The sequence below is a fragment of the Desulfospira joergensenii DSM 10085 genome (assembly GCF_000420085.1).
Lineage (GTDB): Bacteria > Desulfobacterota > Desulfobacteria > Desulfobacterales > Desulfobacteraceae > Desulfospira > Desulfospira joergensenii.
This window is the reverse complement of the sequence record NZ_ATUG01000002.1, coordinates 483406-500260: the sequence shown is the minus strand read 5'-3', so window position 1 is coordinate 500260 and position 16855 is coordinate 483406. Positions and strand designations below refer to the sequence as shown.

Below are 16855 nucleotides of genomic sequence, written 5' to 3'. Positions count from 1 at the left end.
AAAACATGTTTTGGGAAGTCAAAAGGAGACAGATCCACAATATCATGGTATATATTAGACTTTAATTAAATAGGAAAACAGAGACCTTTTAGAAGACGATAAGGAAAGGAATTAATCGACCCTTCCCAATCCGGCCGCCGGGAGAATGAAATTTCCCGTTCAGGAGTCTTGGACAGCCATGGAAAAAGTTGAGAGTCAATCATTGGATCAGAATACCCGGGAAATTCACCTGCTCATCACATTTCTGCCCCCGCCCATTTCCCTGGATATCCTCTGTACCGTCACGGGCCGTCCCCCGGTCAAAATTCTCCAGGCCCTAGAGGCCCTGGTCCAGTCGGGACATTTGTCAAGATATATGGAAAAGGGAGCGGGATACTATTATCTGCCGGATTTTAAAGCCAGCCGGGACCGGCTCAGAGAAATCCCGGAATCCATTCTATCAGAAACCGCAAACCAGGCCATTTCCGGAATCTGTGAACATATGCCGGACAATGCCAGGAAATGGCTCAGCCTTGCCCATGTCTATCATATCTCGGGCCTGCCGGTAAAACACTTCAAGGAGATGGTAAAGGCGGGCCACTATTGCCTGGATCTGAACCTGTCCGTGGATGCGGCCCTTTACTACCGGATGGCCCTGGAAAGTATCTCAACCACCCAAATGAACTACCTTGAATATGAAGATCAGAAAAATTACATTGATGCGGCCATCGGACTCTGCATATGCAAAGACTATGCTCTGTCCCCCCATATCCAGAGAACCTTCCTGAACCGGGCCTTGAGACTGAGTGAATCTGTAGACGACCCTGTACGGGAGATCCGGTTGCGGGTTCTCATGGCCAAGTCCTATATGAAAACCGTCAAAAACGAGGAAGCAGCCAAGTTTCTGGAGGCTGCCTGGCAGATGCTCTCCGAATATGATTTTCCCGCTGAAGTCAAGCTTCAGGTGGCCATGGTCAATTCCGAGCTTTTTTTCTGGCAGGGACATATCGACAAGGCCATTGACCGCTACGAGTCCGTGATCGGCAGTCACGAGGAGCTGCCCTCGGACGTGGAAACCCTGAAAAGCTATATCAAGCTGGGGTGGACCTATGGGGTGGCCGGTGAGACGGCCAGGGGAATCGGCCTGATCCGGGGCGTCCGTAAAAAAGCAAGGGAGATGAAGGCCCAGGAGTTGGAGCGGTACGCGACCCTGGTCATTGTCATTGTGCTGTCCGATGCCGGCAGGATTGATGAGGGGGAGGTCTTCCTTAAAGAGATCTTTGAAACCCCTGAAGAGCGCCTGGACAACTATATCCTGTGGCCGGGAAACGGGAAGCGGGCCTATTTTGCCTATTGCCGGGGGGATTACGAAAATGCCTTCAAGTATCAGGATCTGGCCTGGCAGAATTCCAAGGCCCTGGGAACCCCTCATCACCGGGGGCCGGACAACATCGAAATCATGCTTGGCCTGGAAGAGATGGGCATGGTCCATCCGGAGTGGAATTTTGAGTACGACATCAACCGGCTCATGAACTGGCCGGATATCTATATGCAGGGGGTGGCCTACCGGTTTAGGGCATTGAAAGCCTTTCGGGGAAAGGGGAGCAGCGAGAGCGTCGAGGCGGATCTGAAAAAAAGCATTTCATTGTTGACCCAGTCCGGGGCCCGGATCGAGCTTTCTCACGCTCTGGTCTTAATGGCCCGGGTTAGGATCGAGGAAAAAAAGATCCCGGTTGCGGAGAAGTTGCTCAAAAGGGCCTGGGAAGTATTTTCCAAGGTCAATCCGGATCTTTTTCCCAAGGATTTGAAACCCTACCTGGACCGGAGTTCCAAAAATGCGCTGTGGGTGGAATCCCTGCTGGAGGTGGGTGATGCGCTAAGCTCTACCCGGAACCGGAACGAACTTTTGGGAAGGATTATCCGGCAGGCCATGCGTATTGCCGGTGCGGAACGGGGGGCCATATTCCTCCGGCAGGATCAGGATCTGGAAATGGTGGCCAGCCGGAACCTGGCACCGTCGGAGATTTCTCCCCGGGCCTTTGCCGGCCAGATGAGCCTTATTGAGGAGGTTTTTGGCTCGGGAACGGAAATCGTTAAAAAGGCCGAGGTCTGCCAGCCGTCAGAGGTGGGCAAATACAGTTCCATGGGGTGGACCGGGTGTTTTCCCATCCGGATGAAAACCCGGGTCCTGGGGGTGATCTTCATGGACCGGGGGCCGACCCGGCTTCAGTTGCCAGAGGATGAGATTTCCCTGCTCAGGATCATCAGCAACCAGGCTGCCGTAGCCCTTGAAAACATGGAAGCCTATGAAGAGATCATTGATTTAAAGAGCGAACTGGAGGCGGAAACCCATTTCTATAGGGAAAGCTTTGAGCCCGGCCTGTTCAAATCCCAGATGATCGGACGTTCCGAACCCTTTAAAAAAATGCTCAACCTGATCAGCAAGGTGGCCAAATCGGACAGCACCGTCATGATCACCGGTGAAACCGGGGTGGGAAAGGATATGGTTGCCCAGGCCATTCATCAGCACAGCAACCGCTCCTCCGGCCCCTTTATCGCGGTCAACGTGGTCTCCTTGAGTCCTGAGCTCATTGCCAGCGAGCTTTTCGGCCATGAGAAGGGAGCCTTTACCGGGGCTTCCCAGACCCGGAAGGGCCGGTTTGAACTGGCCAGCAGGGGAACCCTTTTCCTGGACGATATTGACGCCTTTTCCCCGGATATCCAGGCCAAGATGCTCCGGGTCCTGGAAACCAAGGAGTTTGAACGGGTGGGCGGGGCCCACACCCTGAAAACCCGTTTCCGCCTGATTGCGGCAAGCAACCGGGACATTGAAGATCTGGTGGAGCAGAAGCTTTTCCGGTCTGATTTTTACTACCGGCTCAATGTCTTTCCCATAAGGGTTCCGGCCCTGCGGGAAAGGGCGGAAGACATCCCGGGACTGGCCCGGTACTTCATGGAGATGTTTGCCAAGAAATTCAAAAAACAGTTTGACAGGATATCCAAGAATGACATGGATGCTCTGATGAACTATCACTGGCCCGGAAATATCCGGGAACTGCGCCATGTGATCGAACGGGCGGTTCTGCTCAGCAGAAAGGGACGTCTGGTCATTCCTCCCCTTGACGAATGCCTGTCCGCAGGAATGGGGGAGGATTCCGGAAAGATCATTTCTCTCAGAGAGATGGAGGCCCGCCATATTTTAAAGGCCCTGGACCGGTGCCGGGGAAAGGTTTCGGGAAAGGGCGGGGCTGCAGAACTTCTAGAGCTCAAGCCCACCACCCTGTATTCAAAGATGAAACGGTTGGGAATTGAAAGGGATACCTTTCGGATGAACTCCTCCAACGGAGAAAAGGGTGTGTAAAGGGCAGGAGAGAAATCCATGGGATTCCTCTCCTGCGTTTTATCCCGTTGACCGGTGCGCCTACTTGAGCTGCGCGTTCAGTTCCTCCAGGGAGGTATGTTCGTCATAGATGCCGGCGATCAGGGTATATTCAGTTCCCGGAACCTGAATGGAAAAGTTGATTTTCCGGAGCGGCTGGTCATCTCCCAGCTTCACCCAGTAAAATTCAGTCCACCCGCCGTTGGGTTGTTTCCCGGCCTCGCACATTTCCACGTTGGGTTCTTTGCGCTTGGCAGGATCCGGATTTTTGTCCATGAATCCCTTGAGGTTTTTGCCCACCAGTTTTTCATTGGGATGGGCTGCCATGACCATTTTGGCACAGTCCACAGCCAGAACATAGGTGTCCTTGTAGACAAATTCTCCATTGGGATCGTTAAAGGCGGCCAGGCCCTCTTCGCCCAGTTGCTCCACAACGGGAACTGCCTTGAGGATCAGGTCGAACACCTCCTGGGGGGTGGCAGATTCCTCTGCAAAGCAGGAGGATCCCCATCCCAGAACCAGGGCCGCCAGAGCCATAATACCCATTTTTTTCATTTGTTTTCTCCTTACATCATTGATTTTATTAGAAATACAGACCTCACATCCTCCAGGCTACTTTAGCTGGGCGTTGAGCTCGTCGATGGAGGTGGTGTCGTCGTAGATGCCGGCAACCAGGATATAGTTTGTGCCGGTAACCTTGAGGGTAAACCCGATTTTACGTTTGGGCTGGTCTTCCCCCAGTTTTTCCCAGTAGTATTCGGTCCATCCTCCATTGGGGTTGTTGGCAACCGTGCAGCATTCCACATTGGGATTTTTCCGTTTTGCCGGATCCGGATTCTTGTCCAAACTGTTACTCAGATCCATGCCGATGAGTTTTTTGTTGGGATGGGCTGCCATGACCATTTTGGCGCAGTCGATCACAATAACATAGGTGTCTTTTAACGAAAACTCGCCGTTGGGATCGTTAAAGGCTGCCAGCCCCTCCTCTCCCAATTGCTCTATGACGGGAACCGCCTTGAGGATCAGGTCATAGACCTCCTGGGGAGTTACTTTTTCCTGGGCCTGGCAGGGCCATGCACCAACCAGAATCAGGCCCGCCAATACCAGGGCGGACATCCATTTTTTTGCCATACTCTTTTCTCCTCTTATTGATTGTTTATTTCTTTGGTCAGAACCCAATACCTTAGGCACTCACCCTTTTCCCACGCATCTTTCCGTTCCGTGGGACCATATTCGGACAGGGTGCGCCTGGAAACGGGCTATATAATAAATTTTTTCACCATTCCATCCAGGGAACCGGCCAGTTTGGACAACTCCTCTGCACTGGTGTTCACCTGGGTGCTGCTTTGGGAGATCTTGTCCGATGAGACATCAATTTCACCAATTTCTTCGCAGATATGGGAAGCGGCCTGACTGCTCTGGGAGACATTTTCAGCCGTATTGTTGATTCCCTCTGCTGCCTGGGAAACATTCCGGGCAATCTCCCTTGTGGCAATGGACTGCTCTTCCACGGCCGCTGCAATGGTCGTGACGATCTCGTTCAGATCTTTTACCGTGCCGCTGATCTTTCCGATCCGGGAGATGGTATCCTCGGTAGACTCCTGGATCCCCAGTACCTTGGTTTTGATTTCTCCTGTGGCTTCGGAGGTCTGCCGGGCCAGTTCTTTGATCTCATTGGCCACAACGGCAAACCCTTTGCCGAACTCACCGGCCCTGGCTGCCTCAATGGTGGCGTTGAGGGCCAAAAGGTTGACCTGTTCGGAAATGTCGGTAATGGTCTCCACCACCTTGTCGATTTGAGAGGCGGCCTGGCCCAGTTCCTTGACCTTTAGGGAGGCGGCATCGGTTCCCTCAACCGCCTCGCCGGCAATGGTCCGTCCCTTGTCACTGCTGACGGCAATCTCGTCTATGGTGGTTGTCAGTTCCTCGGCCGTGGTAGACACCATCTGGATATTCTCACTGGCCTGTTCCATGGCAGAGGCAACCGCTTCCATGTTGTTGCTCATCTGTTTGGCCGAAGCCGCCACGGAACGGGTTTTGGCCGAAGCATCCTCTGCCTCCTGCCGCATCTCCATGGAGACCGTGAACAGGGTGGTTGAGGATGTGGTCAGATCCTTGGAGTTTCCTGCCACGTCCCGGATGATGATCTGCATCCGTTCCACAAAGAGGTTAAACCATTTCCCCAGCATACCCACTTCATCGGAAGAGGTGATTTCCAGGCGTTTGGTCAGATCCCCCTCTCCTTCGGCCGCATCTTTCAGGCCATCTACGACCCGGTTGATGGGCCGTGCAACGGTTCCGGCAATGAAATAGATAATCAGACCGGCTGCCACGGTCACTGCCAGGGCCAGAAAAGAACTGAACCTCGCGATTCTGGCCACCGGAGCAAACACTTCCCCTTCCTGGGCCTGGACCATGATGATCGCCTCCATCTGTCCGGTCCGTTTAAATGCGGCAATGGTGTCTTCTCCCTGGGATGATCCGCTGAGGATGCCTGAACCGTTTTTCAGCATGTCCATGGCGTATCCGAGATCTTTGAGATCAATTTTTCCGATTTTGGATTTGTCCGGATGGGCAATCACCTTTCCCTGAGGATTCAGGATGCAGGCCATCCCGTGCTCCCCTATCTTGACCGTGTCCGTGTACCGGCGGCTGAACGAATCGATTTTGACAACGGCGAACAGGACTCCCGGAGGGGTTTCTCCCTTGCGCTTCACCTGGGCAGCGATGACAAAGACATGGTTCCCGGTGGTCTTGCTGATGAGAACGGACGAGGTGTTTGCCTCTCCCTTCACGGCCCGTTTAAAGTATTCCCGGTCACTGATGTTGATTTTTCCGATAATTGCCTCGGTTCCAGCAGCAATCACCGTTCCTGTGGAGTCGACCAAACCGATATCCTCGTAATAGTCATAGCTGCTTTTCCAGCCGGAAAAGAGGTCTGATATATTCTTCCGGGCCGCTTTGCCTCTGAAGGAGTCGGTCATAGCGGTTTTCAGGTCCTCAAAGGTACTCCAGGTATCGACATCCCGGACCCGGTCCGCTACCCATGTATCCATAGTCACTGCGGTGGATTCGGCGATCCCGTTGATCTGCTCCGTGATATTGGCCTGCATGACGTTTCTGGATTTCATGTAGGAGATCAGCGTGGTTCCCGCCATTCCCAGGACAATGAGGATCAGTGTCGGGATGATGAATTTTTGTTTAAGAGTTAACGTCACTAGTGTTTCCTTTAATCTAACATATCGGAACAATACCAGGAGACCATAGCTGCCCTCAATGACAGACATACGGCCGCTTCAGCCCTCGCAGTGGGATTCAAAAAGGATGGGTTTCCGGGAATTGTTCAGATGGATTGTGTTTGTGGGGGAGCGCGGCGCCGCAGAAATCCTGCAGCGCCGCAGCTTATGTTTCAAGGATTAGAACATTTTTTTGCTCATTTGGTTGATGGCCTCGGTGGCTGCATCGTACACACCGGGGAAGGAGCTGAAGTGCAGTCCCTGGGTCAAACAGGGAATAAAATACTGTTTTCCGCAGCTTTTGCAGGCCTTTTCCACGTGCTCGGCAATGACCTTGGCATCCCAGTCCGGGTGATCCAGGGGGCCGGAATCCAGCTCTCCCATGAAGGAGATCTTTCCGCCGTACTTCTTGATCAGTTCCGGGGTATTGTTAGTGGTCATCACCCCCTGCCAGATGTCAATGCCCATCTCGATCATGTGGGGAACCAGGTTGGCGGCATAGGAGTCGCTGTGGTGGACAATGAGTTCCACGCCGTTATCCTTCCAGAATCCGTACGCTTTTTTGTAGGGTTCCAGGTAAAATTCCCTGAACATGTCCGGGGACATGAAAGAGGAGATCTGGCTGCCCCAGTCGTCATGGTGGAACAGGGCATCGGGCTTCAGATACTTGATGGCCTGCTTGGCATATTCGATCTCGTAGTCGACCAGGCCGTCAATCAGTTCCTTCATCAGTTCCGGCTCTTCGTAGAGGTTCATCATGGCATTTTCCATGCCCATGAGCATATGGGTCATCTCAAAGGTGCCCGAGGCAAAAAAGATCGTTACAAACTGATCGTTCCGGTCAACGGATTCGGCATGCTTGACCGCCGCCTCCCAGTGTTCTTCCGGGAAGATCACCGAAGGAAACGTAACCTGTTCCTTCCATTTGGTGATGTCCGTGAGCACCATTTTTCCGTTGTCATGGACCGGGAAGGGGCCCAGCTGGTCTTCGGGCCAGCTGTAGGTGATTCCCCACTCGTTGGTAATGGTCTCTCCCCGCTGGGGGCGTGTCCGCAGGGGCGCTTCCAGGATGATATTCAAAAATTCGTACTGATTGACAAACCGGTCCGGGTTTCCGCCCTTGATGGTTTCCATCAGGTTCTGACGTTTGGTTAACATGGTTCCTCCTTTGGGATTATGCTGCCGTTACCAGCGCTTTGGCCTTGATGGCGGCCCCGCCTGCATCTGCAGCATAGCCGTCCGCGCCGATCTCATCTGCCATCTCCTGGGTCACCGGGGCACCGCCCACGATCACCTTGAAGCCGGTCAATCCGCTGGCCTTGATGTCTACCACGGTCTGCTTGAGTGCCGGCATGGTCGTGGAAAGAAGGCCGGAGCAGGCCACCAGGGTGACGTTGTCATTCTCTTTGATGGCATTGATGAATTTGTCTGCCGGCACGTCCACGCCCAGGTCGACAATGGTGAACCCGGCGCTTTCCACCATCATGCCCACCAGGTTTTTGCCGATGTCGTGGAGGTCGCCCTGTACGGTTCCGATCACGCAGGTGCCCAGGGACGAGGACCCTTCCCCGGTCATATGGGGCTTGAGCACATCCACGCCCTTGGACATGGCCTTGGCAGCGATGAGCATTTCAGGTACAAAAATGGTTCCGGCGGAAAATTTGTCACCCACCACCCCCATGGCAGCGATCATGGCCTGGAGAATATCCTGGGGAGAATCCCCCGCATCCAGGGCTTCCTGTACCACCCCGGCGATGAGTTTGGTTTTACCGGTTTCAACGTTTACCTTTACATCTTCTATCTTTGACATGGTTGAATTCCTTTGTTTGGGTTTATTTTACAGGACCGTAGAGGCCCTTTCTGTATCCGTTAATATATTCAATGCAGTACTCGTCCATTCCCAGGAGGGCTTCGGTGGCGGAAATCAATCCCATCATATGTTTGTGCAGGGGATTGATGATGGCACTGTCCATTCCCGCACCCATGGCAAGAATCAGAAACGCCTGGTTGACAAATTTCCGGGCCGGCAGATTGAAGGAGATATTGCTGGCCCCGCCGGTGACATGGATGGACGGATACTGCTCCTTGATTTTTTTAATTACCGAAAGAACGGTATTGATTCCGTCTTCGGATGTGCACAGCATTTCAACCAGGGGATCCACATGGAGGCGGGAAGGATCTATTTTATACTCCTCGGCCCGTTCCATGATACCGGCAAACACCTCCAGGCGTTTTTCTCCGCTTTTGGGAATGCCCGTGTCATCACAGAGCAGCGCAGCGCACTCCCATTCAGTGTCGGCAATGACCGGGAAGACCGTGTCGATCTTATTCCCTTCCAGGGAAATGGAATTGACAAGGCCGGGTCTATTGCAGAACGGGATGGCCTGGGCGCAGATATCGGCGCTGGGGCTGTCCACGGCAATGGGCGTATCTGTAACTTCCTGGACAAGATCGATGAGCCACTTCATGGTTTCCAGCTCCACGTCCACATCTGTGGAGGCGCAGACGTCAATGAAATGAGCCCCGGCATCTGCCTGGGTTTTGGCAAGATCCCTGATGAAATCTGCATCTTTTTTTGCAATGGCCTCTGCCACGGAGGGGATGGCACCGTTAATTTTTTCTCCGATAATAATCATTTTCACTTCACTTTCTTTTATGGGTTGAACAATAGTTGAATCAGGCTTCCTTTACCGTTTCCGAACGGGTCGGCAGACATATCAGAATCAGACCGGCCAGCAGGGATCCTAAGCCCATGACCAGGGCCACGGTAGGCAGGATCGCACCCGACTGCAGCAGGAATCCTGCCAGAATCGGGGAACACACGGCCCCGGCCCGGCCTATACCAATGACAAAACCTGTGCCTGTGGCCCGAAGATCCGTGGGGAAGGCAATGGCCAGAATGGAATAAAGGCCGGATATTCCGGCATTTCCGAAAAAGCCGGCAAAGGCTGCCAGCAGTTTGATCTGGCTAAGATCGGCAGATGTTCTGCCGAAAACAGCCACAAAAATGGAACTCAAAACCAGGATGATAATGGTCAGTTTCTTTAATTCGATCCGGGTGGTCAGCCAGCCGAAAATCGCTCCGCCCACGGCGCCGCCGATGCTGACACAGACCAGGACCTGCCCGGCCAGGGAAGGCGAAAAGCCCATATCCGCCACAATTTTGGGAGACCATTTCAGGATAAAGTAGAAGGTGGTGATATGGAGGAAGTAGACAAGGGTCAGCAGCAGGGTGACCCCGGCCATGGACCGGGAAAAGATATCTGTGATGGACTTTTTGGTTTCCTGACCAATGATGGTCGGCAAGCCCGGGATGGAAGGAAATTTCATCCGGGTCAGGGCCGCATTGATTTTTTCAAGGGCGCCCTTGGGCTGGGTCCGGGTCAGCCAGTGGACGGATTCGGGCACAAAGAAGTATACGGCCGGCAAAAGCAGGCCGGTCAGGGCGGCTCCGAAATAAAAAATGGAACGCCAGTCGTGGGTCGCAAGCAGGTTGGAAGCCACCAGACCTCCAAAGGTGCCGCCCAGGGGATAACCGATGACCATAATGGAGATGCACATGCCCCTGCGTTTAATGCTGGAAAATTCGGCTACCACCGCGTTGATGCAGGCCAGGATACCGCCGATGCCCAGCCCCACGATGACCCGCCAGATGGAAAGTTGAATGGCATCGGTGGCCGTGGTGACCAGGAGCATGCCGATGGTCATGGCGGCCAGGCATCCCAGGATGGTGGGCCGCCGGCCCAGCCGGTCTGCCACGCCTCCAAGGAAAAAAGAGCCGATGGCCATGCCGATGAGTTCCATGGACATGACCACGCCCAGGGCAGCCGGAGTGGTTCCCCATTCCCTGGCAATCCCCGGGGCGGCAAAGCTGATGGACAGGACGTCAAAACCGTCGATGGCGTTCAATAAAACGGTAATCAACACCACGATGATCTGCAGGAAACTCATTTTTTCATGATCAAGATAATCTCTGGGGTCTTTCATATCTTTCTCCATTCGGTTTTGGGCCGATTCTGCCGGAAACTGGATGCCTCCTGCTGCCCATCGGCAGCAGGAGGGTATCTTTAACAAGGTCTGGTTCGGACCCGGCTAGAAGGAAAACTTCACATAACTTTGCACTTTCATCATATCGCCTTCCCGGCCGTCCATGACTTCCTGCTGCATGCTGGTGAAACCAAGGGCGCATTCAATGGAAGAGGAGGCTTTCCAGACCATCATGGTGTGCCAGGCAAAGGCGTCCTTATTGGCCCGTCCGCTCAAAACGCCTTCCTTATAGGCATCTTCGTCGTTTTCAGAGTATCCGCAGCCCAGGGTCCATGCCAGGTCATCCCGTAAGGCAAAGGTGACGCCGGTGTTGATGCTTCTGTACTCAACGGTTTCAATGTCTCCGGTATCGGCGATGCCTGCACCGGAGTTCAGTCCCAGCCCGGCATACCTTCCGATGCCGTCCCCCCAGGTCAGGCCGGCATAGATCTTATGGCCTTTGCCGAATCCCAGGTGAGAGGTCAGCGAGAAGGCATAGGCCATGGTATCTTTGTCGTTCAGTTCAAACCGTCTGACCAGTACCTTGGGGGAGAGATGAAAGTTGTTCTTGCTCCAGAAGTATTTGGCGATGAAGTCGGGCATGGTTTCTGTGGATTCGGTTACCGCATTTTGGAACAGGAGGCCTCCCATGGTAAACCCGCGGTCCGGGTTTTCAGCAGCCAGGGCAATGTAATGACCCTTTCCAAAGTTGTGGGTGAACCGGACCTGGGGCTGGCGCACAAAGGGCTGGCCCGGGTCGCCGGCAAGATCCATGACGGGAACGGCACCGGCAAAGTCCATGAAGGTGGACCAGGTCTGGCCGAACAGGACACTGTTGTCACCAAAGGTCAGGGTACCGGCGGCATGGCGCAGGCGGAACTGACGGCTGTTGGACCAGGTGTCGCTGGAGTAATCAGAATCTGAGTTATAGTCCCCTTCCAGATAGGTGGAGACGATACCGATATCCGTGGGCGTGGATGTCTTCAAAAACAGACGGCTCTCCCTGGCAGTCATGCTGAACCGGCTCTCATCGGAATGGGGATCGCCGTCCAGGGGAACGCCATAAGCATTGACCTCGTCTCCCATGCCGTTGGGAATGCTGTCGTTTACGTTTCCGTCAATATCATACATGCCGTAGAGTTTAATGTATCCACCCAGGTTCACCTTGGTGTTTTTCACATCAAACTCAACAGCCGAGGCCGGTCCTGCTGCCAGCCCAAGACAGATTGCCAGGGCTGCGCCGGCCAGAAGTCCTTTTTTGGACATCTTTGAAAAACAAGTCTTAAAACAATTCATCTCTTCTCCTTTTTGTGCGGATTGACTGTTGGGATCTTTGGGATCCGGTTATGAGGCAGGCCATACCATTATGACCCGGCTACCTGTGTCAGTAAGGGAGGTTGCCTGAACCTCCCTTGGATATCCTTTTATTTCCGTGCGGCAATCTCGGCCTGCATTTCCCTGTGCTTTTCCGGGGTGATGCGGTAAAGCACAAGGACGATCAGGAGCCCGGCACCGATGAACAGGGCAGGCACCAGGGCGATCCCGTTTTTGATACCGGAAATCAGTTCCGGGGTGGCGGCCATATCGGCAACGTACCCGGCGGAAACCAGAACGCTGGTGATGACGATGCTTCTGACGAAAATGGCCGTTTTGATGGGAAAGCTGATCAGGGACATGATAAATCCCCTGGCGTTCTTGCCGGTTTTCCACTCTCCGTAGTCCACGGTGGCTGAGTACATGGCCACGCCCAGGGCATCGGGCATGCCGTATCCCAGGTAAGCCAGGAACATGACGATCATAAAGGAGGTGTGGTTCATGGGCAGCAGCCATACGGCCAGAAGACCGGCAATGAAAAGACTCAAGGAAAGGATATAGGTATTTCTCTCCCCGAATTTTTTGGCAATGGGGGCCGTGGCCATGGCGCCGAAGAAGCAGACCACGTTGAGCCCGGTAAAGAATACGGCAATCACGGCCAGATTGTTGACCACGTATTTAAAGTAGTAAAAGGCAAGGCCGAAGATGACGAACCGGCCCAGATAACGACCCAGTTCCGCCAGCATCAGTCCGATCAGGGGCGGATTGACAATGATCTGCTTGAGCATTTCACCAATGCTCATCTTGTCCTTGGATTCAGCAGCGGCGTTGGCTTTGGGGTGGTAGGCATAATCTTTGGTGATGGCGAACAGGGCCCAGTAGCAGAGGACCATGACAATGCCGGAAGCAATTACCGTAAGGGTGCAGCCCAAGGCCTGGTTGCCGCCGCCGAGCATCTGGATGGACTTGGCACCCACCATGGAGAAGCCGATGGAGCCCAGGGCATTGAACATCCCCCGGTTGGAGGCCATGGAAATCCGGTCTTCCCGAACCGTGGTCATGGAGTTGTTCATGGCAATGTGGCCGGCATAGAAGATGTTCCAGATCAGGTGGGAGACAATAAACCCGATGGAAATCAGAATGGCGTTCATGACGGGGTCACTGATCTTGGTGAACTGCAGGGTAAAGAAAAAAGCGGCCAGGGGGGGGCCGATGAGGAGCCAGGATCTGTACCTGCCCCATTTCATACTGCTTTTTTCCAGGATCACCCCGGCCGTGGGCACCCAGATAATGTCAAAGATACTGGTAACCATGAGCACTGTACCGGCCATGGCCACTGGGATTTTTGCATAATCGGTCAAAAATGCGGCAAAGAAAAAAATCTCCATGTTCACAAATAGCTGAAATCCGAATGAGGGCAACCCGTATAAGTTGATTACGGATTTTTTCAGGTTTTTCTTCTGGGGCTCCATATAAATAATGCTCCTCTGCAATGCTGGTACCGGCGGCAGGCGATCTGTCCGCGGTATTGATTAATAAAGGCAACTTGCTCACACGCAACTTCTTCCATAAGAGCAAAACCTGGACCACTCCAATTCATATAAATAAAAAGCCAATATATCAGTATGTTATAATAAAAAGAGCCGGGCTCGCATAGACAGCGAAGTGTCTGATTATCGTAATTTTACTATAAATCGTAAAAATTCAGCCAGGGGGCGGCTTAAAAACAAAAGACAAGTCCTGAACCAGGAGTTCGGTTTTTTAAAATTTTATTTGCCGTGCAATGGAGAGATAAGAAAAGATTCTTTTAAGAATTCAAGGGATCTGAAGGTCCCCTTTGTAAAGAAATGGGTGTTTGCACCGGGTGGGCTGGAGTGTTGGTTTGAAGGGAGAGGAAACGGCATCCTATGAGTGCCGAACCAAACCACCCGATGCAATTGGATTGAAAAGCTTTTGAGCACCGGCTCCGGTTCCTGAAGACTTCCAACAAGGTTGATGCGAAGACAAAAACCGGACGAACCGCCGGTGATACTCTTCCCTAAAAGGGCAGTTTACCGGCGGTCAATAACCAGAAAGAGGGAACCCAGAGCCCCACGACCGTCCACACCAGCAGCGACAGCCCCAGGGTTTTTGAAGAAAGTTTTTCATATGCATTCAGCCAGACCATAATGTAGAGAACCGCGTATCCTGCACAGGCCAGGGCCAGGAAGTCACTCTTGCCGACGAGCTGTTTGCCCCCCTCCAGAACAGGCCCTCCGGTCAATGCGAGGATCATATAGACAAGGGTTATGGGTATGAGGGTAAAACTTGCATTGCCCGCGGCCTGCATATTGGGCAGCCCGGCAAACAGAGAGTAGCCTACGATACAATAGAAAAGGCCGTAGGCAAAGAGCAGCGCGGCAAGGTAGGGGTCTTTGAAAACAGCGGCCTGAATAACGGCCGAGATGAGCACGAGGGTACCCACCATGAGTACCAGGGCTCCTGTTCCCTTGGGCTCCCCTTTGCCCAGGAGGAGCAGCCCCACCGGAAACCACATAAGACTGATTGCCATAAGGATTGGTTCAACCATTTTTGTTCTCCTTTGTTTAAGATCGTTACATTCAATACATCACCACCATTGCCTGTTTTTTTGAATTCCCGGTTTGATGCAGTGCAAACGCTGTGCCATGACCCCGGAGCCGGCCCGTTCATAACCCCATGAAATAACAGGGATTGTCTTTCAGGCTTTCATTGAACTTCCCGTTGAATCAAGCCAATGTCACTAGGGGTTACATTTGCGTTTTCATCTGCAACATGAAGTTACAGGGAACTGGCCGCACTCATTTTTAAGTATAATCAAAAATTTGGATGCACTAGGTTTTTATAAAATCTATTAATGAAACAATAATTCAAGGCTAATCACAATCTAACCCGGTTTCTTTAAATTCCTCTTCAATAAAACAGACCGGGAAAATCAATCAATGGAGCAAATTACCATACCCCAGATCAGGGTTCTTGATGCGGTTGCCAAGGAGAATAACTTTTCAAAGGCAGCGGTTCTGCTGGGGATCAGCCAGCCGGCAGTCTCCATTCAATTGAGAGAGCTTCAAAAGCGCTACGGCATCAACATCTATTACAGGAGAGGCAAAAAGATCATGCTCAGCGAACTGGGGTTGGAGCTTGTGACCACAGGGCGCAAGGTCCTGGGCCTGCTCAATGAGATGGATACCCGGATCAGGGAAACCGCTGAACTCTTTTCAGGCAAACTCCATATAGGCTTGAGCTGCCATTATTTTGTCAAACGATTGCTGCCGAGGTTTATTGAAGACTACCCGGGGGTCAGCGTCAAGGCCAGCATCGGCCATTCCGCCCGTCTTAAGGAAGAAGTCAAAGCCTGCCGGATGGATATAGCCGAAATTACAGATACCCAGCCGGATCCCCATCTTTTCAACCTCAAGTTCAGTGAGCAGAAGATCCTGCTGTTTGTCGCCCAAAGCCATGCCTGGGCCGGCCTGTCTCACATCGATATCACTCGTCTGGACAATGTAAAGATGGTGGCCCTGCACAATGAATCCATGACCCGGCAGATTTTCAACAAAAAGCTGGATGAAAAGGGGATCAATCCCAATATCGTGCTGGAACTGGACAACTGGGAGACCATGAAAGAGACGGTTGCCGCAGGGATCGGATTCGGGATTGCCCTGGAAGATGAATTCGGTCCGGATCACCGGCTGGCAAAGATTGCCTTAAAAGGGGCTAGATTCACAGCCAATCAATATTTTGTATGTCAGCCGGAATACCGGGAATTGAAGGTGGTATCCGCCTTCCTGGAAATTGCGGCCAAAGAGAGTGAAAAAAATCGTATTTTAAAACAGATCAAAAAGGAGAAAAAACATGAAACATCTGATTAAACTTGCCACCCTTTTTTCGGTGGCCCTGTGTCTGATTTTCAGCACCGTCCACGCAGAGGACCTTCTGGTCTACACAGCCCTGGAGGATGATGAAATCCCCAGATACCTGGCTTTATTTGAAAAAAGCCATCCGGACATCCATGTAAAAATCGTCCGGGATTCCACAGGCATTGTCACGGCCAAGCTTCTGGCCGAAAAGGACAACCCCAGGGCCGACCTGGTCTGGGGAACAGCCGCCACCAGCCTGATGCTCTGTGACCAGGCCGGCATGGTGGAACCCTATGCACCCAAAGACATTGACCGGGTGGTTCCCAAGATGAAAGACTTTCATAAGGTCCCCCATTGGGTTGGGATCAAAGCCTGGATGACCGGTTTTTGTGTGAACACCTATGAAATCGAAGACCTGAAACTCCCCATTCCCCGGAATTTTGACGATCTCTTAAACCCGGTTTACAAGGGTCACCTGGTCATGCCCAATCCCGCATCATCCGGGACCGGGTTTCTCACCGTTTCAGCCATCCTCCAGATGAAAGGGGAAAAAGAGGGCTGGGCATATCTGGATAAACTCCATGAAAATATTGCCAGATACACCCACTCCGGGTCCAAACCCTGTAAGACTGCCGGGGCCGGCGAGCTTCCCATCGGGATCTCCTTTGCCTATCGCGGATTTATGCAGAAGCAGAAGGGAGAACCTGTCCTGACCGTATTTCCCCAGGAGGGATCCGGCTGGGATGTGGAGGCCAACTGCCTGATCAAAAAATCAAGCATCAAACCGGCCGCCAAAACCTTTTTGGACTGGGCCATCAGCGGACCGGTGATGAAGGAATATGCCAAGGTGTACCCGGTGACCGCCTACGCTACAGGCGCCCCCATCCCCGACGGGTTTCCCAAGAATCCCGAAGCCCAGCTCATTGAAAATGATTTTCAGTGGGCCGCCAAAAACAGGATGAGGATCCTCAAGGAATGGTCCTCCCGGTATGACGGGAAAAGCGACGCCAAATAAGGCGGATCAATAGAACAGCATATGGCCG

At 52.8% G+C, this 16855-nt stretch carries 13 protein-coding genes; 3 read left to right on the top strand and 10 right to left on the bottom strand.

Features of this window, described 5'->3' with window-relative positions; genetic code table 11:
• Nucleotides 1–178 precede the first annotated feature (178 nt).
• Entirely contained in the window at nucleotides 179–3340 is a 3162-nt protein-coding gene (locus F608_RS34880) for a sigma 54-interacting transcriptional regulator (RefSeq protein WP_161626864.1), read from the top strand.
• 60 nt (nucleotides 3341–3400) lie between these two features.
• Here F608_RS34880 and F608_RS34875 read toward each other — a convergent pair whose 3' ends face one another.
• The 10 genes from F608_RS34875 to F608_RS0114580 all read right to left on the bottom strand — a co-directional run bounded on the left by F608_RS34875 (nucleotide 3401) and on the right by F608_RS0114580 (nucleotide 14503).
• The gene (locus F608_RS34875) at nucleotides 3401–3913 is read right to left on the bottom strand and encodes a cache domain-containing protein (protein ID WP_022666394.1); all 513 of its coding nucleotides are present in this window, start codon (nucleotides 3911–3913) and stop codon (nucleotides 3401–3403) included.
• A gap of 57 nt (nucleotides 3914–3970) precedes the next feature.
• Complete coding sequence (locus F608_RS0114625) at nucleotides 3971–4489, bottom strand: cache domain-containing protein (RefSeq protein WP_022666393.1); 519 nt, start codon at nucleotides 4487–4489, stop codon at nucleotides 3971–3973.
• Between the two features lie 128 nt (nucleotides 4490–4617).
• On the bottom strand, nucleotides 4618–6576 hold the full coding sequence (locus tag F608_RS34870) for a methyl-accepting chemotaxis protein (RefSeq protein ID WP_022666392.1): 1959 nt from the start codon (nucleotides 6574–6576) through the stop codon (nucleotides 4618–4620).
• Between the two features lie 198 nt (nucleotides 6577–6774).
• Nucleotides 6775–7752, bottom strand: a complete 978-nt coding sequence (locus tag F608_RS0114610) for a uroporphyrinogen decarboxylase family protein (RefSeq protein ID WP_022666390.1) — start codon at nucleotides 7750–7752, stop codon at nucleotides 6775–6777.
• Nucleotides 7753–7768: 16 nt separating this feature from the next.
• Entirely contained in the window at nucleotides 7769–8404 is a 636-nt protein-coding gene (locus F608_RS0114605) for a cobalamin-dependent protein (protein ID WP_022666389.1), read from the bottom strand.
• Between the two features lie 22 nt (nucleotides 8405–8426).
• Entirely contained in the window at nucleotides 8427–9230 is an 804-nt protein-coding gene (locus tag F608_RS0114600) for a methyltetrahydrofolate cobalamin methyltransferase (protein ID WP_027362781.1), read from the bottom strand.
• A gap of 40 nt (nucleotides 9231–9270) precedes the next feature.
• Entirely contained in the window at nucleotides 9271–10581 is a 1311-nt protein-coding gene (locus F608_RS0114595; protein WP_022666387.1) for an MFS transporter, read from the bottom strand.
• A 105-nt stretch (nucleotides 10582–10686) separates the two neighbouring features.
• On the bottom strand, nucleotides 10687–11916 hold the full coding sequence (locus F608_RS34865; RefSeq protein WP_022666386.1) for a DcaP family trimeric outer membrane transporter: 1230 nt from the start codon (nucleotides 11914–11916) through the stop codon (nucleotides 10687–10689).
• Nucleotides 11917–12044: 128 nt separating this feature from the next.
• On the bottom strand, nucleotides 12045–13406 hold the full coding sequence (locus tag F608_RS0114585; RefSeq protein ID WP_022666385.1) for an MFS transporter: 1362 nt from the start codon (nucleotides 13404–13406) through the stop codon (nucleotides 12045–12047).
• 566 nt (nucleotides 13407–13972) lie between these two features.
• Nucleotides 13973–14503 (bottom strand): AmiS/UreI family transporter, encoded by a 531-nt coding sequence (locus F608_RS0114580; RefSeq protein WP_022666384.1) that lies wholly within the window; start codon nucleotides 14501–14503, stop codon nucleotides 13973–13975.
• 391 nt (nucleotides 14504–14894) lie between these two features.
• Between F608_RS0114580 and F608_RS0114575 the strand changes: the two genes are divergently transcribed.
• Nucleotides 14895–15824, top strand: a complete 930-nt coding sequence (locus tag F608_RS0114575; protein WP_022666383.1) for a LysR family transcriptional regulator — start codon at nucleotides 14895–14897, stop codon at nucleotides 15822–15824.
• On the top strand, nucleotides 15808–16827 hold the full coding sequence (locus F608_RS0114570) for a putative 2-aminoethylphosphonate ABC transporter substrate-binding protein (RefSeq protein WP_022666382.1): 1020 nt from the start codon (nucleotides 15808–15810) through the stop codon (nucleotides 16825–16827). The genes F608_RS0114575 and F608_RS0114570 overlap by 17 nt, the downstream gene beginning before the upstream one ends.
• Nucleotides 16828–16855 lie beyond the last annotated feature (28 nt).